Origin of the sequence: Variovorax sp. V116, from assembly GCF_041154435.1 — a bacterium.
Taxonomy (GTDB): domain Bacteria; phylum Pseudomonadota; class Gammaproteobacteria; order Burkholderiales; family Burkholderiaceae_C; genus Variovorax; species Variovorax paradoxus.
Genome location: NZ_AP028661.1, coordinates 600,894 through 625,115 on the forward strand (window position 1 = coordinate 600,894; position 24,222 = coordinate 625,115).

At 68.3% G+C, this 24,222-nt stretch carries 21 protein-coding genes; 6 read left to right on the plus strand and 15 right to left on the minus strand.

Annotated elements, in window-relative coordinates:
• The first annotated feature begins 4 nt into the window (after positions 1–4).
• Complete coding sequence (locus tag ACAM58_RS02795; protein ID WP_369664082.1) at positions 5–1,270, plus strand: benzoate/H(+) symporter BenE family transporter; 1,266 nt, start codon at positions 5–7, stop codon at positions 1,268–1,270.
• Positions 1,267–2,220, plus strand: a complete 954-nt coding sequence (gene gshB / locus ACAM58_RS02800; RefSeq protein WP_369664083.1) for a glutathione synthase — start codon at positions 1,267–1,269, stop codon at positions 2,218–2,220. Before ACAM58_RS02795 ends, gshB begins: the two co-directional genes overlap by 4 nt.
• Here the strand turns inward: gshB and ACAM58_RS02805 are convergent.
• The 5 genes from ACAM58_RS02805 to ACAM58_RS02825 form a co-directional block, all read right to left on the minus strand.
• The gene (locus ACAM58_RS02805) at positions 2,183–3,484 is read right to left on the minus strand and encodes a PepSY-associated TM helix domain-containing protein (RefSeq protein ID WP_369664084.1); all 1,302 of its coding nucleotides are present in this window, start codon (positions 3,482–3,484) and stop codon (positions 2,183–2,185) included. The two genes, gshB and ACAM58_RS02805, sit on opposite strands and share 38 nt — an antisense overlap.
• Complete coding sequence (locus ACAM58_RS02810; RefSeq protein ID WP_369664085.1) at positions 3,484–5,745, minus strand: TonB-dependent receptor; 2,262 nt, start codon at positions 5,743–5,745, stop codon at positions 3,484–3,486. Before ACAM58_RS02810 ends, ACAM58_RS02805 begins: the two co-directional genes overlap by 1 nt.
• Positions 5,746–5,883: 138 nt before the next feature.
• On the minus strand, positions 5,884–6,651 hold the full coding sequence (locus tag ACAM58_RS02815) for a class II glutamine amidotransferase (protein ID WP_012745598.1): 768 nt from the start codon (positions 6,649–6,651) through the stop codon (positions 5,884–5,886).
• 50 nt (positions 6,652–6,701) lie between these two features.
• Complete coding sequence (locus tag ACAM58_RS02820; protein ID WP_012745599.1) at positions 6,702–7,841, minus strand: ABC transporter substrate-binding protein; 1,140 nt, start codon at positions 7,839–7,841, stop codon at positions 6,702–6,704.
• Positions 7,842–7,905: 64 nt separating this feature from the next.
• Positions 7,906–9,399: a DHA2 family efflux MFS transporter permease subunit gene (locus ACAM58_RS02825; protein ID WP_012745600.1), complete on the minus strand. Its 1,494-nt coding sequence runs from the start codon at positions 9,397–9,399 to the stop codon at positions 7,906–7,908.
• Positions 9,400–9,532: 133 nt separating this feature from the next.
• Between ACAM58_RS02825 and ACAM58_RS02830 the strand changes: the two genes are divergently transcribed.
• Positions 9,533–10,906, plus strand: a complete 1,374-nt coding sequence (locus tag ACAM58_RS02830; RefSeq protein WP_369664086.1) for a putative zinc-binding metallopeptidase — start codon at positions 9,533–9,535, stop codon at positions 10,904–10,906.
• Here the strand turns inward: ACAM58_RS02830 and ACAM58_RS02835 are convergent.
• From ACAM58_RS02835 to ACAM58_RS02860, 6 genes are all read right to left on the minus strand, one after another.
• On the minus strand, positions 10,897–11,130 hold the full coding sequence (locus ACAM58_RS02835) for a cysteine-rich CWC family protein (RefSeq protein ID WP_369664087.1): 234 nt from the start codon (positions 11,128–11,130) through the stop codon (positions 10,897–10,899). The genes ACAM58_RS02830 and ACAM58_RS02835 overlap by 10 nt on opposite strands.
• 4 nt (positions 11,131–11,134) lie before the next feature.
• Positions 11,135–12,391, minus strand: coding sequence for a 6-phosphofructokinase (locus tag ACAM58_RS02840; protein ID WP_369664088.1), 1,257 nt, complete (start codon positions 12,389–12,391; stop codon positions 11,135–11,137).
• Between the two features lie 46 nt (positions 12,392–12,437).
• A complete protein-coding gene (locus tag ACAM58_RS02845; protein ID WP_018903998.1) occupies positions 12,438–13,601 on the minus strand; it encodes an acyl-CoA dehydrogenase family protein in 1,164 nt (387 codons plus the stop codon).
• 3 nt (positions 13,602–13,604) lie between these two features.
• Positions 13,605–14,411, minus strand: a complete 807-nt coding sequence (locus ACAM58_RS02850; RefSeq protein WP_369664089.1) for an enoyl-CoA hydratase-related protein — start codon at positions 14,409–14,411, stop codon at positions 13,605–13,607.
• Positions 14,411–15,589, minus strand: a complete 1,179-nt coding sequence (locus tag ACAM58_RS02855; RefSeq protein ID WP_026283920.1) for an acetyl-CoA C-acetyltransferase — start codon at positions 15,587–15,589, stop codon at positions 14,411–14,413. Before ACAM58_RS02855 ends, ACAM58_RS02850 begins: the two co-directional genes overlap by 1 nt.
• Positions 15,590–15,722: 133 nt before the next feature.
• The gene (locus tag ACAM58_RS02860; protein ID WP_369664090.1) at positions 15,723–16,040 is read right to left on the minus strand and encodes a DUF2917 domain-containing protein; all 318 of its coding nucleotides are present in this window, start codon (positions 16,038–16,040) and stop codon (positions 15,723–15,725) included.
• 82 nt (positions 16,041–16,122) lie between these two features.
• On the opposite strand from ACAM58_RS02860, the gene ACAM58_RS02865 reads away from it, so the two are divergent.
• On the plus strand, positions 16,123–17,058 hold the full coding sequence (locus tag ACAM58_RS02865; RefSeq protein ID WP_369664091.1) for a LysR substrate-binding domain-containing protein: 936 nt from the start codon (positions 16,123–16,125) through the stop codon (positions 17,056–17,058).
• Positions 17,059–17,365: 307 nt separating this feature from the next.
• Positions 17,366–17,584, plus strand: coding sequence for a hypothetical protein (locus tag ACAM58_RS02870; protein ID WP_278880354.1), 219 nt, complete (start codon positions 17,366–17,368; stop codon positions 17,582–17,584).
• A gap of 88 nt (positions 17,585–17,672) precedes the next feature.
• On the opposite strand, the gene ACAM58_RS02875 is transcribed toward ACAM58_RS02870, so the two are convergent.
• The gene (locus ACAM58_RS02875; RefSeq protein WP_369664092.1) at positions 17,673–18,983 is read right to left on the minus strand and encodes an MFS transporter; all 1,311 of its coding nucleotides are present in this window, start codon (positions 18,981–18,983) and stop codon (positions 17,673–17,675) included.
• Positions 18,984–19,123: 140 nt separating this feature from the next.
• On the opposite strand from ACAM58_RS02875, the gene ACAM58_RS02880 reads away from it, so the two are divergent.
• Positions 19,124–20,332, plus strand: coding sequence for a YhcG family protein (locus ACAM58_RS02880; protein ID WP_369664093.1), 1,209 nt, complete (start codon positions 19,124–19,126; stop codon positions 20,330–20,332).
• Between the two features lie 55 nt (positions 20,333–20,387).
• Here ACAM58_RS02880 and ACAM58_RS02885 read toward each other — a convergent pair whose 3' ends face one another.
• From ACAM58_RS02885 to ACAM58_RS02895, 3 genes are all read right to left on the minus strand, one after another.
• Positions 20,388–22,562 (minus strand): malate synthase G, encoded by a 2,175-nt coding sequence (locus ACAM58_RS02885; RefSeq protein ID WP_369664094.1) that lies wholly within the window; start codon positions 22,560–22,562, stop codon positions 20,388–20,390.
• Positions 22,563–22,618: 56 nt separating this feature from the next.
• On the minus strand, positions 22,619–23,296 hold the full coding sequence (locus ACAM58_RS02890) for a haloacid dehalogenase type II (protein ID WP_278874485.1): 678 nt from the start codon (positions 23,294–23,296) through the stop codon (positions 22,619–22,621).
• Between the two features lie 111 nt (positions 23,297–23,407).
• Positions 23,408–24,148: an IclR family transcriptional regulator gene (locus tag ACAM58_RS02895; protein WP_369664095.1), complete on the minus strand. Its 741-nt coding sequence runs from the start codon at positions 24,146–24,148 to the stop codon at positions 23,408–23,410.
• Positions 24,149–24,222: the final 74 nt, after the last annotated feature.

Genomic DNA, 24,222 nt, shown 5'->3' on the forward strand with positions numbered 1-24,222 from the left:
CCCGATGCGTTTTTTCAAGGATCTGAGCCTCTCGGCCTTCACTGCGGGCTTCGTCGCGGTGCTCGTGGGCTTCACGAGCTCGGTGGCCATCGTGTTCCAGGCCGCGCAGGCCTTCGGCGCCACGCCCGAGCTTGCGGCCTCGTGGATGTGGGCGCTGGGCATCGGCATGGGCCTGCCGTCCATCCTGCTGTCGCTGTGGTGGCGCAAGCCGGTGATGATCGCCTGGAGCACGCCGGGCGCCGCGGTGCTCGCCGTGGCGGCCGGCAGCTATGGCATGGGCGAGGCGGTCGGCGCCTTCATCGCCTGCGCGCTGCTGGTCGTGCTGGCGGGCGCCACGGGATGGTTCGAGCGCGTGATGAACCGGATCCCGATGGCCATTGCCGCCGCGCTGCTGGCCGGGGTGCTCGCGCGCTTCGGGCTCGACGCCTTCATCGCCGCGAGAACCGCGCTGCCGCTGGTGCTGCTGATGCTCGGCACCTACCTGGTGGCCAGGCGCCTGCTGCCGCGCTATGCGGTGCCGCTCACGCTGCTGGCGGCCGTTGCCTTTGCGGCCGCGCGCGGCGAGATGAGCGTGTCCGCGGTGCAGTTCTCGCTCACCTGGCCGGTGTTCACCATGCCGGTGTTCGGCTGGCAGGCCATCGTGAGCCTGGCGCTGCCGCTCTTCATCGTCACCATGGCCTCGCAGAACCTGCCGGGCGTGGCGACCATCCGCGCCGCAGGCTACGGCGACCTGCCGATCAGCAAGATCATCACGGCAACCGGCCTCGCCACGCTGGTGCTCGCGCCCTTCGGTGCCTTTGCCCTGAACCTGGGCGCGATCACCGCCGCCATCTGCATGGGCCGCGAGGCGCACGAAGACCCGGCGCGCCGATACACGGCCGCGGTGAGCTGCGGCGCGCTCTACGTGGTGATCGCCTTCTTCGGCGCAGCGGTCACCGGGCTGCTCACGGCCTTTCCGAAGGAACTGGTCGCCGCCATTGCCGGCCTGGCGCTGCTGGGCACCATCGGCAGCGGGCTGGCCGCCGCGGTGCGCGACGAGCCGCACCGCGAGGCCGCGGTCATCACCTTCCTGGTGACGCTCTCGGGCGTGGCCATCGCGGGCATCGGCTCGGCCTTCTGGGGCGTGGTGGCGGGCGCGCTCGCACTCGCGGTGCAGCAGGCCGGGCGCACAAAGGCCTCCGCCGGCAAGGGCATCGCCGCTTCCGGCAACATCGCGCCAGACAGCAGCAACATGGCGGCCACACCCGGCGCCGGAAAGACTCCCAGATGAAAAACATCCTCTTCGTCGCCGATCCGCTCGATCACTTCAAGATCTACAAGGACACCACCTTCTCGATGATGCGCGAGGCCCAGCGCCGTGGGCACCGCATCGCGGCCTGCCTGCCGGAAGAGCTGCAGTGGGTGTCGGGCGGGCTGGTCACGGCCAACGTGCAGCAGATCACGCTCACCGGCGACAGCAAGGCCTGGTACCGCGAGGACATCCGCGAGTCGAAGGCGCTGAAGGACTTCGACGCGGTGCTCATGCGCAAGGATCCGCCCTTCGACGCCGAGTACATCTACGCCACCCACCTGCTCGAGCAGGCCGAACGCGAAGGCGCGCACGTGGTCAACAAGCCGCGCGCACTGCGCGACCATCCCGAGAAGCTCGCGATCATGGAGTTTCCGCAGTTCACCACGCCCACGCTGGTCACGCGCAGCGCGCAGGCCGTGCGCGACTTCCATGCCGAGCACGGCGACATCATCCTGAAGCCGCTCGACGGCATGGGCGGCATGGGCATCTTCCGCGTGAGGCAGGACGCGCTGAACCTCGGCTCCATCGTCGAGACGCTCAACAAGAACGGCGCCGAGACCATCATGGTGCAGCGCTTCGTGCCCGATATCGTGCAGGGCGACAAGCGCATCCTGATCATTGCGGGCGAGCCGGCGCCCTTCGTGCTGGCGCGCATTCCGCAGGGCACCGAAGTGCGCGGCAACCTGGCGGCCGGCGGCAAGGGCGTGGCGCAGCCGCTCACGCCGCGCAACCGCGAGATCGCCGAAACCGTGGGCCGCGCCCTCGCACCGCGCGGCCTGCTCCTGATCGGGCTCGACGTGATCGGCGACTCGGTGACCGAGATCAACGTGACCAGCCCGACCTGCTTCCAGGAGATCACCGAGCAGACCGGCTTCGACGTGCCGGCGATGTTCATCGACGCGCTGGAGAAAACCCTGCGTCCTGCCTGAGCGCCGGGGCCGCGCCGGCCGGTTCGCGCTGGCGCTGGTCCTGCAGCCGCCGCGAGCGCAGCTTGCGCGCCCAGATCACGATGCCCGTGATCGACAGCATCGCCACCGCAAGGCCCATGGCCGACATCAGGATGCGCCCCGGCAGCCCGAGGATGCGCCCGCCATGCAGCGGCAGCTGCAGCTGCGCGAACACGTCGGCCGCCGTGCCGTGCCACGGCCGGTTGCTGCCGATGAGGTGGCCGTCGCGCCCGTCGAGGTAGAGGTTCGACAGGCCCATGCCATCGCTGTCGTCGTGCGAGGCGCGGTCGAAGAACGAGATGTTGTAGAAGCCGCCGCGCGCGTTGTAGAACACGCCGCCCAGCGGCGTGGTCCAGCCGCGGCGCCGCGCCTCGGCATCGGCCCGCGCCACGATCTCGCGAAAGCCGATGGCGGGCTCGATGCGCGTGCCCAGCGGCGCGAGCGGCACCAGCGCCGACGGTCCCGGCGTGGTCTTCGACACCAGCGAGAGCATCGGATGGAACACCTCCTTGTAGAGGTTCAGCGAGAACGAGGTGAAGGCGATGACGATGATCAGCAGCCACATCCACAGCCCGCCCGCGCGGTGCAGGTCGAAGTTGAGCCGGTAGCCGCCGGCGGCCCAGCGCACCGTCCAGGCCGGCTTCCAGCGCTGCCACCAGGCGCCCGCGGGCCGGTGCGCCGGATGCACTGCCTGGCGCAGCCGGCGCGGCGTCGTGAGGTAGAGCGCGACGAAGCTGTCGAGCAGCCACACCAGCGCCACCGTGCCCATGATCCAGTAGCCCAGCCGGTCGGTGCCCCACATCGCCGGCACGTGCAGCATGTAGTGGAGCTTGCGCAGGAAGGGCATCAGCGTCTCGGGCTTGAGCGAGATCGCGGTCGAGTCGCGGCGGCCGCGCACCTCGGCCGTCACCGGGTCGACGAACACCTGGTTGTAGCCGAGCCTGAAGGGCTTGCCGGTCGCCGGGTCGGTGCGCGGCTGCACGAAGTAGCCGGCGGCGTGGCCTTCCTCGAAACCCAGCGGGAGGTAGGCGACCCGCGCGCGCGGATCGTGCGCCTCGACCGCGGCGGCGAGCTCGAACGGATCCTTGAAGGGGCCGCGGCTCGCGGTGTCGTAGAGCTTGCGGTTGAGCCAGCCGTCGATCTCGTGGTCCCACGAGATGACGGCGCCGGTCAGCCCCGAGACGACGAGGAACAGGGCCACCGCCAGTCCCGCCCAGCGGTGCACGGCGGTTGCAAGGGCGCGCATCAGAACTCGAGCGTGGCCGAGAGGTTGAACGTGCGGGGCGCGCCGAGCACCAGGTAGCCGGAGCCGGGATAGCCGCCGACCGAGGACCAGTAGTTGCGGTCGGCCAGGTTCTCGATGCGCGCGCGCAGGGTGAGCAGCTTGCCGCTCACTTCGGTCACGTAGCGTGCGCCGATGTCCACGCGGGTCCAGCCCGGCACGCGCAGCGTGTTGGCGGCATTGGCGTAGCTCGATCCGCTCGCCACCATGCGGCCGTCGAGCGAGAGGCCCTGCACGCCCGGCACATCCCATTCGACGCCGATGCTGCCCTGCGCCTTGGGCACGCCGATCACGCGCTTGCCGTCGGTGGTGCTGCTGCCCGTGTCCTTCTGCTTGGCGTCCAGCCAGGTCACGCCGCCCAGCAGCCGCAGGCCCTTGCTGACCTGGCCGAAGACGCTGAGCTCGGCGCCCTGGTGGCGGTCCTTGCCGTTCGCGGAGAAGTAGTTGCCCTGCACGAAGGCGCGCGGCTTCTCGGTGGAGAAGAAGGCGAGGGTGCCGCCGATCTGGCCGGCGTCGTACTTGATGCCGACCTCCTTCTGCTTGGAGACGTAGGGGCGCAGCTGCTGGCCGGCGTTGAGCACCGGCTGGCCGCCGGACTGGGCGGGCGCGGTTTCGCCCTGCGCCAGCCCTTCGATGTAGTTCGCATAGACCGACAGCCGGTCGTTGGCCTTGAACACGATGCCCGCCAGCGGGCTGGTGCGGCTCTGGTCGTACGAGGTGACGGTGCCGCCGGCGGCGGTCTGCCGGCCGTTGCTCACGATGCGGTAGCCGATGTCGGCGGTCTCGATCGTCTGGCGGCGCGCGCCCAGCGTCAGGCGCAGGCGGTCGTCCATGAAGGACAGCGTGTCGCCGATGGCCAGGCTCTTGAGCGTGGTGGTGCCGTTGAGCGCGGGGTTGGCGAGGTCGTTGCCCAGGTAGGTCAGCGCCGGCGGGAAATAGCTGCGCGGAGAGTAGATGCCGGTGTTGAGCGTGCCGCCGGCGCCCAGGCCCATGCCGTAGGCGTTCTTCTTCTCGAGATCGAAGTAGGAATAGCCCAGCACCCATTCATGGCCCACGCCGCCGGTGCGCAGCTTGCCGCGCACGCCGATCTCGGCCGTCTTGACCTTGTCCTCGCGCGTGTTGTCGAAGCGGGTCATCGTGGCCGCGCCCGTGAGGCCGTTGGAGACCGTCGGGCCCGCGAGGGAATTGTTCTCGTAGCTGCTGCGCGCGCCGGCGGCGGCCCAGGCCGTGATGTCCGGCGTGATGTCGTACTCGCCGCGCACCGAGCCGAAGGTGTCGCGCTCGTAGGAATAGGTCCAGGGCTGCGCGAAGTTCGTGCTGTTGTCGGGCGCCCTGGGCACCACCGTGACGCCGCTGCCGAGCGTCACGTTGGGCCGCGTGTTGCGCAGGCGGTGCTCCTGGTGGCCGATGTCGGCCGAGATGCGCGCATCGCGGCTGCGCCAGTCCAGGCCCACCGAGAGCACGTCGAGCTTGACGCCTTCGCCGTCCACGCCCGTGCCGCCGTCGCGGTGCGCGGCGTTCAGGCGCACGCCCACGCTCTGGTCGGGGCCGAAGCGGCGCGCGATGTCGGTTGCGGCATAGGCCTGCGAGCCGCTGGCCGTGCCCAGCGTGACCTGCGTGAGCGGCTCGTTCGGGGCGCGCTTGGGCAGCAGGTTGATGTTGCCGCCGATGCCGCCGCCCGAGGGCGTGGCGCCGTTCAGGAACGCGCTCGCACCGCGGAACACTTCCACGCGCTCGAACAGTTCGGACGAGATGTACTGCCGCGGCAGCAGGCCGTAGAGCCCGTTGTAGGCGATGTCGTCCGAGTTGACGATGAAGCCGCGGATGAAATACGACTCCTGGAAGTTGCCGAAGCCGCGCGCCACGCGCACCGTCGGGTCGTTCTGCAGCACGTCGGCCACGCTCCTGGCCTGCTGGTTCTGGATCAGCTCGTGGGTGTAGCTGGTGCCGGAGAACGGCGTGCTCATCATGTCCTGGTTGCCCAGGATGCCGACGCGCCCGCCGCGCGCCACCTGGCCGCCGGCGTAGGGCTTGGTCAGGCCCTCGGCCGAGGCGTCGGCGCTGGCTTCGACGGTGATGGTGGCCAGCGTGCCGTTCGATGAAGACGGCGAGGGCGAGGCGGCCGGCTGCGCCGCGGTGGTCTGTGCAAGGGCGGCCACGGCGTGCAGGGCGAGCAGCGAGGCGGCCACGGTCGGGCGAAGCCGGGGAAACGGAGCAGCGGACATGGAACGGTTCAATCTGTAATACAAATGAGAACCGTTATTATTCGATAACAAAGCCCATGATTTCGAAACTTTCCCGCCATGTTGCGGAAAAGTGTCAGGGGAAAGTCGTCAATCGAAGCCCTGCTGGACAGGACCGCTTCAGAACGGCGCCAGCTGTCCGTCCACGAACACGTGCAGCTCGCCGGGCGCGAAGGCCGTCCAGCTTTCGTTGGTGGTGAGCGGCGCGGTCACGACCACCGCCACGCGGTCGTTCGGCGTGGTGTGCTGCGCAAAGTCGATCTCCAGGTCTTCGTCCGACAGCTGCGCCGTGACGAAGGGGTGGCGCCGCTCCACGTACCAGAGGTGGGTGGAGGCGTGGGCCCAGAGCGCCTGGCCGTTCGACAGCATGAAGTTGAAGGTGCCGTGGCCCGCGAGCTGCGGCGCCAGTTCGCGCAGCGTGAGCGTGAGCTCCTCGATGCTCGGCACGCCCGCATGCGACTTGGCCAGCTCCTGCATGATCCAGCAGAAGGCGTGCTCGCTGTCGGTGTTGCCCACCGGGTGGAAGTTGCCGTGCAGCCGCGGGCGGAAATCCTTCAGGTCGCCGTTGTGGGCGAACACCCAGTAGCGGCCCCACAGCTCGCGCACGAAGGGGTGGCAGTTCTGCAGGTTGACGGCGCCCTGCGTGGCCTTGCGGATGTGCGCAATGACGTTGCGGCTCTGGATCGGGTAGCGCCGGATCAGCTCGGCCACCGGCGACTCGCTCGCGGGCATGTGGTCGACGAAGTGGCGCAGCCCGCGGTCCTCGAAGAAGGCGATGCCCCAGCCGTCGGCATGGTGGTCGGTGCGCCCGCCGCGCTGCGCGAAGCCCGTAAAGCTGAAGGTCACGTCCGTGGGCGTGTTGCAGTTCATTCCAAGCAGTTGGCACATGGCGCTATTAGAGCGCGAGCGCCGCCTGCCCGGCGAACCCCATCGCCGGTTCAGCGCACGAAGCGGCCTTCGGGCGTGACGCGCACCATCTCGATGAAACGCGAGCCGGCATTGGCGCCGGTCGAGAAGTCGATGTCCATGCCGGCCAGTCGCAGCCTGAACGCCCGCAGCGTTGCATGCAGGCGCGCGCGCGTCAGGTCGCGGCCGGTGCGCTTGAGCGCCTCGATCATCACCAGCGCGTTCAGGTAGCCCTCGAAGCTGCCGTAGCCCACCGGCACCTGCGCGCGCTCGGCCAGCCGGCGGTAGTCGCGCGTGACGGATTCCACCTCGCCCCAGGGGTAGGGCATGACCTGCGAGATGGCCAGGCCGCTGGCCTGCAGCTGCACCACCTTGGCCGTGACCTCACCCGGCACGATCGACATGCCATAGAACATCGGCTTGCTGCCGGCCGCATAGGTCGCCTTGATCACCTCGCCGGCCACGGTGCCGGCCAGGTACATCAGCACGGCCTGGGACTGGCTGTCGGCCAGCATCTTGCCGGCGGCCGCGGAGGTCGAGCCGTCGCCCTTCACCGACACCACCAGGGCGGGTGCCTGCTTGTTCGTGGCCATGGCCGCCTCGATCAGCTTCACCGCCTCCACGCCGCCGGGATTGTCCAGGTGGGCGATCGCGATCTTGTTCACGCCGATGGTCGACAGGTGCTCGACCAGCGCCTGCGCTTCGCGTGCATTGCTGGCGCGCACGAAGTAGGCCGAGCCCGCCACGCGTTCGCGCGCACTGTCGCCCACGCCGTAGCCGCCGACGCTGGGCGCGCCGCTTTGCTGCAGCAGCTTGGCCGCGGCGGCCGTGGTGCCCGAGCCCACACAGCCGAAGAACGCGAACACGCGGTGGTCGTTCAGCAGCTTGGCGTAGTTCTCGACCGCCTTCTCGGGCTTGAGCTCGTCGTCCAGCGCCACCAGCTTGATCTTGCGTCCGCCCACGCCACCCTGCTCATTGATGGCGTCGAAGGCCAGCGCGGCGCCGTTGTGCACCACCTTGATCTGCGAGCCGAGCGGGCCGCTCAGCACGGCCGAGCTGCCGAGCACGATCTCGGTGTCGGTCACCCCGGATTCGGCCGCTTGCGCGGACGAGAGATGGGCCAGGCCCGCTGCGAAAACCGCCGTTCCGGCGACAAAACTTCTGCGTTGCATGAAACCCATCCCATCATTAGCTAACAAATGCTAACAATTAGAAACGATGGGTGCTTAAGTATTACTAAGTGCTTACCCTTGCCGGATCGGACTGCCGAAGCTGCCAGGCCGCGCAAATGGCCAGTGCGCAAAGCGCCGCCAGCATCAGGAACACCTCGTCGAAGGCCGCCAGCCGCGCCGGGCTGCTCGCGGCATTGGCCAGCGAATCGCCATGCGCCGCCAGCCGCCACTCGAGCACGATGGCGCACAGGCTCACGCCGGCCGCGCCGCCCAGCATGCGCAGGAAGTTGATCGCGCTGGCGCCCTGTGGAATCAGCGGCTTGGCCAGCGGCCGCATCGAGCCGAGGTTGAGCGAGGGCAGGATGAAGCCAAGCCCGATGCGCCCGATGATCGCAAAAGCCACCAGCAGCCAGAGCGCGCTGTCGAGCCGGAGCACCACCATCAGCGCGAACGAAGCCGCCAGCAGCACCAGGCCGATGCTCACCAGCATCCAGGTCGGCTGCCGGTCGGCCAGCCGGCCCACGCCCGCAATGGTCAGGGCCAGCACGATGCCTGCCGGCAGCAGGATGGTGCCCACGTGCGACGCGGACAATTGCAGCCCGACCTGCATGTACACCGGCAGCAGGTAGGTGGAGCCGAACAGCGCCGTGCCGTAGATGAAGGCGACCACGCTGCCCATGGCGAACTGGCGGTACTGGAAGAGCGCCAGGTTCATCAGCGGTTCGCCGCCGCCGGCCGCATGGCGGCGCTGCCACCAGACGAAGGCTGCAAAGGCCAGCGCCGCGGCTGCCAGCAGCAGGCCGGCCTGCAGCGGCGAATCGCCGCGCAACTCGACCAGGCCGTTCAGCAGGCAGAGCGTGCCCACGGTGCCTAATGCAAGGCCGCGCCAGTCGAGCCCGCTGCCGCGCGTGGCCGCCACGCCGCCGGGCGCCGTGGTGGGCACGAACCGGTAGGCCAGCCAGAGCGAGGCCAGGCAGAACGGCACCACCATGAAGAAGATCGAGCGCCAGCCGAACAGGTCGACCAGCACGCCGCCGATGCTGGGGCCGATGGCCGGCGCCAGCACCACGCCCATGCCGAAGATGCCGCTCGCGCGCCCCTGCTCATGCGGCTCGAAGGCGCGCAGGATGATGATGGCCGGAATCGGCTGCACCACGCCCGCCGCAAGCCCTTCGGCCACGCGCGCCAGCAGCACCAGCGAGAAGTTGTTGGCCAGCCCGCCCGCCACGCCGCCCGCGAGCAGCAGCACCATCGTGCCCGCGTAGGTGCGCCGGTAGCCGTAGCGCGACAGCAGCCAAGGCGTGGTCAGCATCGAGACCGTCATCGCCACCATGAAGCCCGAGCTCACCCACTGCGCGCGCTCCTGACCCAGCGAGAAATGGTGGCTCATGCCCGGGATTGCGACGTTGACGATGGTCGAGGACATGATCGACGCCATCACGCCCACCATCACCGAAAGCAGCAGGTACCAGCGGTAGCGCGGGCCGTAGCGTTCGCGCAGGGTGCCGATGGAGGGCGGGGCCGGCGAAGCGGCTTCGGGCTTGGGAGTGGTGGTCATGGGCGGTGGCCCCGCTTTTTTATTCGATGCGGGTCCGTCGTCCTACAAGCATATCGGGCTTTGCGCGGCGGAGCCGGCACCTGCGCGTCACACAATGCACCGCTGTCCCGCGCTGCCTTTCCAGAACAACGACATGAATACGCCACCTGACCATGCCAGCGCTCCCGAACCGGGCGCGCCCTCCCACCTTGCCTCCGAACTCGCGGCGCCCACCGTGAGCCGCGCCTACCGCTGCCAGTGCGGCCGGCCTGTGTTCCTGCGCAACAGCCAGTGCCTGGCCTGCCGCACGCCGCTCGGCTACGTGATCGAGCGCCTGGGCGTGGTGCCGCTGGCGCCGATCGAGGCCGAAGACAAGGCCGAGGGCGGCGCAGCCGACGGCGCCGAGCCTGAAGAACAAGAGCAACTCTTCACCGTGTTCGGCAATCCCGACGGCCGCACCTACCGCCGCTGCGCCAACCTCATGACCGCCGCCAGCTGCAACTGGATGGTGCCGGCCCCGCGCGAGGGCGACGACCCTTCGTTCAACACCGACGGCCTCGCGCCCGGCTACTGCCTGGCCTGCAGCGTCACCCGCACCATCCCCGATCTTTCGGTGGAGAGCAATGGCGAACTCTGGCGCAAGCTCGAGCATGCGAAGCGCCGGCTCATCTCGCAGCTGCTCGCGCTCGGGCTGCCGGTGGTCAGCCGCCATGCCGATCCGGTGCACGGGCTGGCCTTCGACTTCCTCGGCAACATGCCGGGCGGCCCGCACGTGATGACCGGGCATGAACAGGGCGTGATCACCCTCAACGCCGAAGAGGCCGAGGACGCGGTGCGCGAGCGCATCCGCGCCGAAATGCGCGAGCCCTACCGAACGCTGCTCGGGCATTTCCGCCACGAGGTCGGCCACTACTACTGGGACCTGCTGGTGCAGCCCACGCCGTGGCTGGACGAGTTCCGCGCGCTCTTCGGCGACGAGCGCGCCGACTACGCCGCGGCGCTCCAGCAGCACTACGAACAGGGCCCGCCGCCCGACTGGGCCAACCGCTTCGTGAGCAGCTACGCGAGCATGCATCCCTGGGAAGACTGGGCCGAGACCTGGGCCCACTACCTGCACATGGCCGACACCGCCGACACGGCGATGAGCTTTGGCGTGGACGCCACCAACGTCGAGCTTGCGACCGACCTGTTCACCGCGGAAGACCTCTGGCAGCCCGAGCATCCCGGCGCCGCCAAGTTCCTGGACTTTCTCAACGGCTGGGTGCTGCTCACCAACGTGCTCAACGAACTTTCGCGCAGCATGGGCCAGCCCGACTACTACCCCTTCGTGCTGCCGCGCGTGGCCGTCGGCAAGCTGCAGTTCATCCACTGCGTGATCACGCAGCAGCGTGACCGCGGCATGTCCGCAGCCGCGTCGCCCGGCGTGCCGCTGCCGCCGGAGGCAAAAGCCCCTGCAGCTGCTTCCCAAGCGGCGCCCGCGCCAGTACCGCAGGCCCAGAACCAGCAGCAGGGCGCCGCTCAGTCCTGACGAGGCTCGGCCGCCACCCCCGCGGCGCAGCGCGCGCACATGCAGGCCTTGCCGCGCGATGCCGGCGGCAGGGCCCCAAACGGCGCCTTGCCGAAGTCGGCCGCCATGCACCAGCAGGGCGGTTGCGGCTGGCCGGTTTCGCGCGCGGTTTCCATCGCGCAGCGGTTCTCCTCGCCGCACAGCGGACAGCGCGTGGTGTCGATGGTGGCGGTGGCTGTTTCCATCGCGTCAGGCGAGCTCGAAGGCCGGCAGCTTCCTGGGCACGGCCACGTTGCGCAGGGTGGCGTACACCGGCAGGCCGTTGCGGTAGGCGGGGTAGTCCTCGCCTTCGATCAGCGGCAGCAGGTAGCGCCTGCACTGGTCGGTGATGCCCCAGCCGTCCTCCGAGATGAAGTCGCGCGGCATGGGCTTTTCGACATTCGCCACCGCGTCGAGCGGCGCGCTGCCGATGCGGTAGGTGTAGGGCGCATCGGAGGTGCGTTCGATGGTCGGCATCACCGCGTTGCGGCCTTCGAGCGCGAGCTCGACCGCGCGCTGCCCCAGCTCGTAGGCCTGCTTCACGTCGGTGGCCGAGGCAATGTGCCGCGCCGCGCGCTGCAGGTAGTCGGCCACGGCCCAGTGGAACTTGTGGCCCAGCGCCTCCTTGACCATCTGCGCCACCACCGGCGCCGCGCCGCCCAGCTGCGCATGGCCGAAGGCGTCGCGCGTGCCCTGCTCGGCCAGGAAGCTGCCGTCGGGGTAGTGGCAGCCCTCGGACACCACCACCGAGCAGTAGCCGTGCTGCTTCACCAGCTCGTCCACGCGCGCGAGAAAGCGCGCCTTGTCGAACTCGATCTCGGGGAACAGCACCACCACCGGAATGCCATGGTCGGCCACGAGCCCGCCGGCCGCCGCGATCCAGCCCGCATGCCGCCCCATCACCTCGAGCACGAACACCTTGGTGGAAGTGGCGGCCATCGAGCGCACGTCGAACGAGGCCTCCAGCGTCGACACCGCCACGTACTTGGCCACCGAGCCGAAGCCCGGGCAGCAGTCGGTCAGCGGCAGGTCGTTGTCGATGGTCTTGGGCACGTGGATGGCCTGCAGCGGAAAGCCGAGCGACTGCGACAGCTGACTCACCTTGAAGCAGGTGTCGGCCGAATCGCCACCGCCGTTGTAGAAGAAATAGCCGATGCCGTGCGCCTTGAACACCTCGATCAGCCGCTCGTATTCGCGCCGGTTCTTCTCGAGCGACTTGAGCTTGTAGCGGCACGAGCCGAAGGCGCCCGAGGGCGTGCTGCGCAGCGCCGCAATCGCCTCGGCCGGCTCGGCGCCGGTGTCGATGAGTTCCTCGGTCAGCGCGCCGATGATGCCGTTGCGCCCGGCGTAGACATTGCCGATGCGGTCCGGGTGTTTTCGTGCCGTCTCGATCACGCCGCAGGCCGACGCATTGATGACCGAGGTGACGCCGCCCGACTGGGCGTAGAAGGCGTTGAGGATGGGCATGCGGCCATTCTCCCGCAGCCTCAGGCCGGGCGCCAGGGGTGCTGTTTCAGCGCCCGCCGAGGCCCATCGCCCGCGTGATCACTTCCTTCATGATCTCGTTCGTGCCGCCATAGATGCGCTGCACCCGCGCATCGGCATACGCGCGCGTGATCGGGTATTCCCACATGAAGCCGTAGCCGCCGTGCAGCTGCACGCAGGCGTCCATCACCTTGCACTGCAGGTCGGTGGTCCAGTACTTGGCCATGCTGGCGGTGGCGGTATCGAGCTTCTCGGCCATCAGCAGCTCGATGCACTTGTCGACGAACACCTGCGCCACCTGCACTTCGGTCTGCAGCTCGGCGAGCGTGTAGCGCGTGTTCTGGTAGCTGCCCACCGGCTGGCCGAACACCTTGCGCTCCTTCACATAAGTGACGGTCTGGTCGATGGCCGCCTGCGACGCAGCCACCGCGCTGATCGCGATCTGCAGCCGCTCCCAGGGCAGCTGCTCCATCAGGCAGACGAAGCCGCGGTTCAGCTGCGCGGCGTCGCCGAGCAATGTGTCGGCCGGCAGCCGCACGTCGTCGAAGAACAGCTCGGAGGTGTCCTGCGCCTTCAGCCCGAGTTTCTTGAGCCGCTTGCCTTTTTCGAAGCCCGGCATGCCGCGCTCGACCAGGAACAGGCTGGTGCCCTTGGCGCCCGCGGCCGGGTCGGTCTTGGCGACCACGATCACGAGGTCGGCATGCCAGCCGTTGGTGATGAAGGTCTTGCTGCCATTGAGCAGGTAGCTGCCGTCGGGCTGGCGGATGGCGCTGGTCTTGACCGCCTGCAGGTCGCTGCCCGCGCCGGGCTCGCTCATCGCGATGGCGCCGACCATCTCGCCGCTCGCGAGCCTGGGCAGGTAGTGCTGCTTCTGCGCCTCGGTGCCGTAGCGCAGGACGTACGGCGCCACGATCTCGCTGTGCAGCCCGAAGCCGATGCCCGTGAAGCCTCGCGCCCAGAGTTCCTCGAACTGGATCACCGAATAGAGCAGGTCGGCGCCCGCACCGCCGTAGGCCTCGGGCAGCGCCATGCAGAGAAAGCCGTTCTCGCCGGCCTTGGACCAGACGGCGCGGTCCACGTAGCCCTGTTCTTCCCACGCCTCGTGGAAGGGCGCGATCTCCTTGTCCATGAAGCGGCGGAAGCTGTCGCGGAAGGCCTCGTGGTCGGCGCTGAAAAGCGTGCGTTCGATCATGGCTCAGCGCCCGGGGAAGCTTGGCGGGCGCTTCTGCAGGAAAGCGCTCACGCCTTCGCGGAAGCTGGGGCGGTCGATCAGCTCGCGCTGGCGCTCGCTTTCGTAGTGCAATTGCTCGGCCAGCGTGTGGCGCTCGGCGGCCTCGAAGGTTTCGCGCGCCTCGACCACCGCATGCGCCGGCAGGCGGGCGAGCCGCTGTGCGATGGCGCGTGCTTCGTCGAGCAGCTGTTCGTCGTCCGCGCAGGCCCAGATCAGGCCCCATTGCACCGCCTGCTCGGCGCCCAGGCGCTCGTCGAGCAGCGCCATGCCCATCGCGCGTGCCCGGCCGGTGCGCCGCGGAATGGCCCAGGTGCAGCCCAGGTCCGGCACGATGCCGAGCTTGGGCAGGAAGGGCAGGTAGAAATAGGCGCTGCGCGCCGCAACCGTCACGTCGGCCGCCAGCGCCAGGCCCACGCCGGCGCCCGCAGCGGCGCCGTTGACGGCTGCCACCACCGGCACGGGCAGCGTGCGCAGCGTCTCGATCAGCGGGTTGCTGAGCGATTGCATCCACTCCGCAGTCTGCGCGCCGAGCGACTTGCCTTCGCCGCCTGGCGCCATCGCGCTCAAATCGGCGCCCACGCAGAAGGCCTTGCCGGCGCCGGTCAGGATCACGGCGCGCACCGCGCGGTCGTCGCGGATGCGCTCCAGCGTGTCGCGCAGTTCGACCTGCAGTTCGCGCGCAATCGGGTTCAGCTTGGCCGGCAGGTTCAGCGTGAGCGTGGCGACGCCGTCGGCCAGCGCGTAGAGCACATAGGGCTGCGGTGCGTTCATCAGAGCCTCTCCACGATGGTGACGTTGGCCATGCCGCCGCCTTCGCACATCGTCTGCAGCCCGTAGCGCTTGCCGCGCCGGCCGAGCGCGTGGACCAGCGTGGTCATGAGCTTGGTGCCCGAGGCGCCCAGCGGATGGCCGAGCGCGATGGCGCCGCCGTTCACGTTGAGCCGCGCGGGGTCGGCATCCAATGCCTCCAGCCAGGCGATGGGCACGGGCGCGAAGGCTTCATTCACTTCATAGAGATCGATGTCCTGGATGCGCATGCCGGCCTTCTTGAGCGCACGCAGCGTGGCGGGCAGCGGGGCCTCCAGCATGATCACCGGGTCGTGCCCCATCACGCTCATGTGGTGGATGCGCGCGATCGGCTTCACGCCCAGGGCCTTGAGGCCGCGTTCGTTCACCACCAGCACGCCGCTCGCGCCGTCGCAGATCTGGCTCGCGGTGGCGGCGGTGCAGCGTCCGCCCTCGGCAATCAGCTTGACGCCCGCAATGCCTTCGAGCGTGGCATCGAAGCGGATGCCTTCGTCCACCATGTGCCGCTCGCCCGTGCCGCTGCCGTCGGCTTGCAGGATCTCGATGGGCACGATCTCGCCTTCGAACGCGCCCGAGCGCGTCGCGGCCATGGCGCGGCGGTGGCTTTCGAGCGCGTAGCGGTCGAGCGCATCCTTGTCGATGCCGTAGTTCTTCGCGATCATCTCGGCGCCGGTGAACTGGCTGAACTCCACGCCGGGGTAGCGCCTTTTCATGGCCGGGCTCATGTAGGTGCCCAGGCCCGCCTTGGCCGGCAGCGCATTGGGCGTGAACATCGGCACGCGCGTCATGCTTTCGACGCCGCCCGCAATCACCGCGTCCATGGCGCCCGACATCACGGCCTGCGCCGCAAAGTGCAGCGCCTGCTGCGACGAGCCGCACTGCCGGTCGACCGAGGTGCCCGGCACCGACTCGGGCAGCCTCGAGGCCAGCACCGCGTTGCGCGCGACGTTGGTCGCCTGCTCGCCCACCTGGCTCACGCAGCCGAGGATCACGTCTTCCACCGCGGCCGGATCGATGCCGCTCCTTGCCACCAGTGCGTCGATCACCTGCGCCGCCAGGTCGGCCGGATGCCAGCCCGCGAGCTTGCCGCCGCGCCGCCCGCCGGCCGTGCGCGCGGCGGCCACGATGTATGCCTCTGCCATGGTCATGTCCCTCCAGAAAAGAAATCAGCGTGACCCGCGCGGCGCCCAACGCAAAAAAGCCGCCCGTCACGGCGGCGGCGTTCGGTGCTTAGAAGGTCCATGGCATCGAGGGTCGATGCCGGGGCGACTCAGGTCAAGCCGGGGACAACCCGAGCGGCAGCAGTCGCCAAGGCGACCGGCGCCGCGTCGGCAGCGGCATGGCCGCGGGCTGCGCGTCCGACACCGTGATGCACGAGGCTTCGAGCGCCGACACCAGCACGCGCCGGTGCTCGCTGCCTTCGAAGCGCTCGCCCGGCGCAAGCACGATGTCGCGCGGATCGCGGTCGAGCGTCACCCAGACCGAGCCGCTGCGGCATTCGATGCCCACGCCGGCGCCATCGGGCACCGAGAAGATGGAACGGGTCGGCAGGCTGACCTGGAAGAGGGAAGAAGAAAGAGGCTGGGTGCTCATGGCAAGCTCCATTGCATTCGTGATACGAATGAATATAGTGAACCGGCCTTCCTCTTGCACACGGTAATTCGGAATTCGTTGCATGCTTCCAGAGAATGCGAAAGCCTTTGGCGCCGCCTCCGGCGAACTGCCGCCGCTCGAACTGCTGCGCAGCTTCGAGGCCGCGGCGCGCCGGCTGAGCTTCACGCTCGCGGCCGGCGAGCTGCACCTGACCCAGTCGGCCGTGAGCCGCCAGATCCAGCAGCTCGAAGCCAGCCTGGGCGTGCTGCTGTTCGAGCGCCGGCACCGCGCGCTGGCGCTCACCGAAGCCGGCGGCGTGATGCAGCGGGCCGTGACCGACAGCCTGGAGCGGCTGCGCGACGCCACCGCGCGGGTGCGTGCCAGTTCCGCGCCGCGCCAGGTGGCGATCACCACCACGCCGGGTTTTGCGTCGCTGTGGCTCATTCCGAAGCTCGCGCGCTTCACCGGCAGCCATCCGCAGGTCGACGTGCGCGTGTCGGCCACGCTCGACGTGCTCGACCTGGAAAGCAGCCGGCTCGACTTGGCGGTGCGCTTCATGCCGATCGGCCGCGGCATCGGCCCGGCGCTGTTCGAGGAATCGGTGATCCCGCTGTGTTCGCCGCAGCTTGCCGCCTCGCTGCGCACGCCGGCGGACTTTTCGAAGCTCACCCTGCTCACCGTCGAATATCCGGACCATAGCGAAGCGCCCACCGCCGATTGGGAGCCCTGGCTCAAGGTGATGGGGCTCGACGACCTGCGCATGAAGAGCACGCTGCGCTTCACCCAGTACGCCGATGCGGTGGCCGCCGCCGTGGCCGGGCAGGGCGTGGTGATCGGCCGGCTGCCGCTGCTGCGCGAGCTGGTGCAGGACGGCCGCCTGGTGGCGCCGCTCGGCGAGGGCGCGGCTTCGCACCGCGGCTACTTCATCGAGGCCTCGCGGCGCGCCGCCGGCAACCGTGATGCGCAGGAGTTCGCAGAGTGGCTGCGCGACGAAGCCGAGGCGGCGCAGCGGAGCTGAGGGATTCGAGACAAGTGCCTCGCAGCGCGAGGCGTGGGCTTTGCGCCACAGCCGCATGTGCCGCGCTTGCACACAGCGCGCGTGCTCGCCAGAATCCGCCCTTCGTTTTTCAGCAACAGTTTTTCATCCGCGCCTGGCGACGACCAACCTCCCGGGCGGCAACACATTCAATGAACCGTTTCCTGAACACCTAACCCGCACACCGACCGCCCCGGCCGCGTGTGCATCCACGCATCCGCCGAGGCCCATCGACAAAGGCCCCGCGCAGCCATTCGCCGGGGCTTTCTTGTTTCTGGAGTGTGCGCACATGAGTGCTCAACGAAAGGCCCGCGACGACGGCAAGCGTCTGGGCCGGTTTTATTTTTCGGTGCCGAATGCGGCACCCCGCAACCCCGTGGTGGCCGCGATCGCGCGCGGCGAATCCAATCAGAAGGCCGGGCGCCACCTGCGCACGCACCGTGCGGAACGGCGCGCGCAGAAGGTCGCGTTGCAGAAGGCTGCGCGCAGCCTTGGGCGGGAGGGCTGACGATGCGCGAAGACATGGACAAGCTCATCGTGGAACGCCCGCGCCGCAGGGTGCGCTCGCCGTTGAGCTTGCGCCTGCGCGATCCCGCTCAGGGCTGCGCGGAGGCGAGGCCCGCTTTTTCGTGCGCGCGCGGCAGCAACAGGAACGCCAGGGTGCCCACCGCCAGCATGGCCGTGATCGTGAGGAACACCGCGCGAAACGGCTCCACGCCGTTCGACGCGGCCCACGACGCGGCCACGCCCGTGGTCCACTGCATCAGCGACACGCCGAGGAACATCGCCATGTTGAGCAGCGACAGCGCGCGCCCCGTCATGGCCGCCGGATAGGCGGCGCGCGTGTACGAATACTGCAGCACCGAGTAGCCCGAGAGCAGGCCATAGAGGATCGGCAGGCCGATGTCGACGGCGAGCGAATGCGTGAGCGCCATGAACGCGAAGATCACCGCGGCCGCAAACGCGCAGCCCATGAGCCAGCGGCCGCGCCGCCTGCCGCCCGGGTCGAGGCGGCCGAACATGGCGGGGCTGATCATGCCGGCGATGGTCATCACCAGCGCCACGTTGCCGCTGCTGACCAGCGACAGCCCATGGCGGTCGTGCAGCACGGGGCCGAGCCAAAGGCCGCGCAGGGTGATGAAGGCGGCATATGACACGCAGGCAAAGCACAGCAGGCCCAGTGTGTGCGGCATGGCAAAGAGCGGGAGCAGTTCGCGCACGGCCTTGCGCAGCGACTGGCGTTCGGCCGGCGCGGTCTCCGCGCTCGTGCGGTCCTCCGCGCGCACGGGGTCGCGCACGCGCCAGAAGATGAGGATCCACGAAAGCACGGCGGACGCAGCCAGCACCGCATAGCCGGCGCGCCATGACGCGGCTTCGATCAGCAGTGCCAGCGGCGTGCCGGTGAACAGGATGCCCAGGCCCGCGAGGCTCATCACCAGCCCCGACATCGCGGTGAAGCGCGAGGCATCGAAATGCCGTGCGATGAACACCGTGCAGGCCAGGAAAGCCGGCGCGCAGCCGACACCGATCAGCGCCTGCCCCAGCAGCAGCGCATGGAAGCTCGATGCCACTGCGCACAGTACGGCACCCGCGACGGCCAGCGGAAAGGCGGCAAGCACCGTGCGGCGCACGCCGAACGTGTCGATCGACACGCCCATCGCGAGCTGCATGATGCCGAACATGAAGTGGAAGATGCCCGCCCAGGTGCCGATCTGCTGGGGCGAGAGGCCGAAGTGGCCGCTGAGCGGCGTGGCCATCATGGCGCCGACGGTGCGGAAGGCCTGGCTCAGGGCAAAGGCCGAGGCGAGGGCGATCAACATCGCGGTGGTCGAGGTGGACCAGCGGGAGAAGCGGGAGAGGCGTGAGCTGGGGCGCTCCGCGGGCTTGGATGCCGCGTTCGGGTTCATAGGGCGGGAGGCCAGTAAGGAGGGCGGCCTGATGCTAGTTGATCGTCGGACGCGCAGGGTCGCGGTGGCGACGCCTCGTGGACATTCGACCGCACATGACAGGTACCCCATAATTTCTAAACAACCCTGAGAGCCTCGCATTGCCAACGCCCTCCATCTCCTCCAGTGCCCGCACGGCAAAGCCCGGGCGCGCAAAGGCTGCACAGCCGCTTTTCAGCCGTGTGCGAGAGATCCTGGATGCCGCGCGTGCCGGTGTGGCACGGACGATCAATACGACACAGGTCGCAGCCAACTGGTTGATCGGGCGCGAGATCGTCGAGGAAGAGCAGAGAGGGCAGCGCCGAGCAGGCTATGGTGCCAGGCTGCTCGCTGATCTGTCGACGCGCCTGAATGCCGAGTTCGGTCGCGGTTATTCCGCGGACAACCTCGAAGCGTTCAGGCAGTTCTATCTGGACTATCCGCAACTGATTTCCGAGACGGCGTCTCGGAAATCGACCACGCCAACGGCGTTGCCTCTTCAGGTCAGTTCCGAGACATCGTCTCGGAAATCCGAAGGCGACACGGACTGGTGCCCCGGAGCGCTGCATCCGTCTCTTTCATGGAGTCACTACCGCCAACTCTTGCGTGTGGCGAGGCCGGAAGCGCGTGCCTTCTACGAAATCGAAGCGATCCGAAACGCGTGGTCCGTGCGTGAGCTCCAGCGCCAGACGGCCAGCCTGCTGTACGACCGTTTGGCAAAAAGCAAGGACAAGAAGGGCCTGATGCGATTGGCAACGCATGGCCAGGAAGTGATGCAGCCGCTCGATGTGTTGAAAGACCCGGTGGTCATCGAGTTCCTCGGCCTGCCGGAGTCCCCGAGGTTGGTCGAGTCCAAGCTGGAGCAGGCGCTCATCGACAACCTGCAGACTTTCCTGCTCGAACTCGGCAAAGGTTTTGCATTCGTGTCGCGCCAGGAGCGTATCACCATCGACGGCGACCATTTCTATATCGACCTGGTCTTCTATCACGCGGTGCTCAAGTGCTATGTGCTCATCGATCTCAAGGTCGGCAAGTTGACTCATGGCGATCTCGGCCAGATCCAGTTCTATGTGAACTACTACGACCGCGAGCGTCGAACCGAAGGCGACAACCCGACGCTGGGTGTGATCCTTTGCCCGGACAAGAACGATGCCGTGGTGAAGTACACCTTGGGCGAGCAGCAGGAGCGAAATATCTTCGCCAGTCGCTACCAATTGCATCTGCCGACCGAGCAGGAACTCGAGCGAGAGTTGCGCCGTGAAATCCGGCAGTTGTCCGTGGCAACGCCGCTCAAGATGCCCCCAAGAAAAAAGGCCGGACCGGACGCATAAAAACAAGAACGGCACCCGAAGGTGCCGTTGGTTGACTCAGGAAAGAGGCCGAAGATCAGGCCTCGCCCTTCACCTTCAGCCGCCACGCATGCAGCAGCGGCTCGGTATAGCCGCTCGGCTGCTCGATGCCCTTGAACACCAGGTCCTGCGCGGCCTTGTACGCGGCCGAGGTGTCGAAGTGGCCGGCCATCGGCTGGTACACCGGGTCGCCGGCGTTCTGCTCGTCGACCACCTTGGCCATGCGCTGGAAGGTCTCGTCGACCTGCGCCTTGGTCACCACGCCGTGCAGCAGCCAGTTGGCGATGTGCTGGCTCGAGATGCGCAGTGTGGCGCGGTCTTCCATCAGGCCCACGTTGTGGATGTCGGGCACCTTGGAGCAGCCCACGCCCTGGTCGATCCAGCGCACCACGTAGCCGAGGATGCCCTGCACGTTGTTGTCGATCTCCTGCTGCTTCTCGGCCTCGGTCCAGTTGGCCGCGGGCGCGATGGGCACCTGCAGCAGCGCATTGAGGATGTTGTCGCGCTCCGCGTCGGCGTCGATCTTCTCGAGCTCCTGCTGCACGGCCGTGACGCTCACCTGGTGGTAGTGCAGCGCATGCAGCGTGGCCGCGGTGGGCGAGGGCACCCAGGCGGTGTTGGCGCCGGCCTTGGGGTGCGCGATCTTCTGCTCGAGCATGGCGGCCATCAGGTCGGGCATGGCCCACATGCCCTTGCCGATCTGCGCCTTGCCGCGCAGGCCGCACGAGAGGCCGACCAGCACGTTGTTCTTCTCGTAGGCGCCGATCCACGCGCTGGACTTCATGTCGCCCTTGCGGATCATCGGGCCGCCGTGCATGGCGGTGTGCATCTCGTCGCCGGTGCGGTCGAGAAAACCGGTGTTGATGAAGGCCACGCGCGCGGCGGCCTCGGCGATGCAGGCCTTGAGGTTGACGCTGGTGCGGCGCTCCTCGTCCATGATGCCGAGCTTCACGGTGTTGGCGGGCAGGCCGAGCAGCTGCTCGACGCGGCCGAACAGCTCGCTCGCAAAGGCCACTTCGGCCGGGCCGTGCATCTTGGGCTTGACGATGTAGATGCTGCCGGTGCGCGAATTGCCCTTGCGCTTCAGGTCGATCATCGCGATGGTGGTGGTGACCACGGCATCGAGGATGCCTTCGGGAATTTCCTTGCCGCCTGCATACAGCACGGCCGGGTTGGTCATCAGGTGGCCCACGTTGCGCAGGAACATCAGCGAGCGGCCGTGCAGCTTCACGGGGCGGCCGTCGGCGCCGGTGTATTCGCGGTCGGGGTTGAGGCCGCGCGTGAAGGTCTTGCCGCCCTTGGCGACTTCTTCGGTGAGCGTGCCCTCGACGATGCCGAGCCAGTTCGAATAGGCGACCACCTTGTCGGCCGCATCGACCACGGCCACCGAGTCTTCCAGATCGAGGATGGTCGAGAGCGCGGCTTCGAGCACCAGGTCGCTCACGCCGGCGGCATCGCCCTTGCCGATCGGCGTGCTGCGGTCGATGCGGATGTCCAGGTGGATGCCGTTGTGCTTGAGCAGCACCGACGACGGCGCGGCCGCATCGCCCTGGTAGCCGACGAACTGCGCGGGATCGGCGAGGCCGGTGCTGCTGCTTTGCAGCGCGACCACGAGCTTGCCGTCCTTCACGCTGTAGCCGGTTGCCATCTTGTGCGAGCCGTTTTCGAGCGGCGCGGCCTGGTCGAGCACCTTGCGCGCGAATTCGATGACCTTGGCGCCGCGCACGGGGTTGTAGCCCTTGCCCTTTTCGGCACCGCCGGTTTCGGGAATGGCATCGGTGCCGTAGAGCGCGTCGTACAGCGAACCCCAGCGCGCGTTGGCGGCGTTGAGCGCGTAGCGTGCGTTGAGGATCGGCACCACCAATTGCGGGCCGGCCTGCAGCGCGAGCTCGGAATCGACGTTCGCGGTGGTGGCCTTCGCGCCCTTGGGCTGCGGCAGCAGGTAGCCGATCTTCTCGAGGAAGGCGCGGTAGGCCGGCATGTCGGCGATGGGGCCGGGGTTCTTCTTGTGCCAGGCATCGAGCTCGGCCTGCAGGCGGTCGCGTTCGGCCAAGAGCGCGATGTTCTTCGGCGCGAGGTCATGGACGATGGTGTCGAAGCCTTTCCAGAAAACATCGCTGGCCACGCCGCTGGCGGGCAGGACCTTGTCTTCGATGAAGCGATGAAGCTCGGTCGCAACCTGGAGGCCGTGGGTGGTGGTGCGGGCGGTCATGTTTTTTCTCTCCTTGAGAACGGTGCAATGCTGAATGAAATGAGGAGCGGTGTCTGTCAGAAGAACCCGAGCACGTCGCGCAGGCTGCTGCCGATGCGTTCGGGCTGCGTGCCGAGTTCTTCGAACGGAAGCTGGTAGCGGTTGACCCAGAGCGTGCGAAAGCCGAACCAGGTGGCGCCGAGCGCGTCCCAGCCGTTGCAGCTGACGAAGGCGATGCGCGCGGGCGGCAGGCCGGTGGCGGCCACGCCGAGCTGGTACGCATCGGGATGCGTCTTGTACTTGCGGATGCCGTCGACGCTCAGCACATGGTCGAGCAGGCCATCGAGCCCGGCGCTGCGCACGGCCGCGTCGAGCATGCCGGGATCGCCGTTCGAGAGGATGCCGGTGGCCACGCCGCGCGCCTTGAGCGCCTGGAGCACTTCGCGGCATTCGGGAAAGGCCGTGAGCGTGCGGTACTGGTCCATCAGCTGCTGCTCGGCGGCTTCGGTCAGGCCGAGGCCCAGCCGCTTGCAGGTGTAGCGCAGCGCGGCGCGCGTGAGTTCGCCGAAGGGCCGGTAGTGGGCGCCGTGGTTGCTGGTGGTGACGAGGCGCGTGTATTCGATCTGCTTGTCGCGCCAACCCGCGGCCAGCGCCTGACCCTGGCCGGCGAACAGCCGCTCGGCCGTCTGCCCGACGCTGTAGACGTCGAACAGCGTGCCGTAGGCATCGAAGAGCACTGCGCCGGGTTGATCCATGGCTTGGACTTTATTCGATACTTTGCCGACAAGTAATAACCAAGATCGGGATTTATCAGTGACAAAAATGAGGGTAATTGCAGGAAGACCTGCGTTTTCTCCTCCTTTTTGTCAGAGGGTTCCGCTCAGCTCACGGGCCGCGGCGCGTACCGGCTCGATGTGGCGCGCGTCGTAGCGGTGCGCCGGCATCGTCAGCGTGACCGCCGCGGCCAGGCGGCCGTCGGCATGGAACACCGGTGCCGAGATGCCGGCCAGCTCGGCCGTGCGGTCGCCCACCAGCGCGCAGTAGCCCTGGGCGCGGATCTCGTCGTACAGCTTGCGCTCCCTGGCGCCGCGCGGGCGCTCGGCCTCGGGGCCGAAGGCGATCAGCACGCGCGCGCCGGCGCCGCGGTCGTTGGGCAGCAGGTCGCCCGCGCGCACGTGGTCGCGCACCACGTGCGAGGAATCGACACGGAACTGGCACAGCCGCACCCAGCTGTCGCCCTGTTCCTGCCGCACGTGGTACGCCGCGCTCTCGCCCGTCGTTGCGGCCAGCGCGCGCAGCACCGGCAGCACGATGCGGTCGAGCGACAGCGACGCCGCATAGAGGCCGTGCAGCCGCGCGATCTCGGCGCCCAGCGCATAGCGGCCGTCGTCCTGCCGGCGGATCAGCCGCGCATGTTCGAGCGAGGCCAGCAGCCGCAGCACCGTGCTCTTGTAGAGCTGCGTGCGCTCGGCAAACTGCGCAAGCGTGAGCGCCTCGTCGCCGGGTTGGAAGGCCGAAAGCAGGCTCAGCGCGCGGTCGACCGCGGCGGCGCCGCCGGGCGCGGCGTTGAGGTCTGAAACCGATTCGGTCTGGGCTTTGCGGGGCATGGCTTTGGCTTGACAGGGAAAGTCGTTCGGCGGTTTAATTCTGTTTAACGGAATTTAGTTCTGTAAGATAGAAC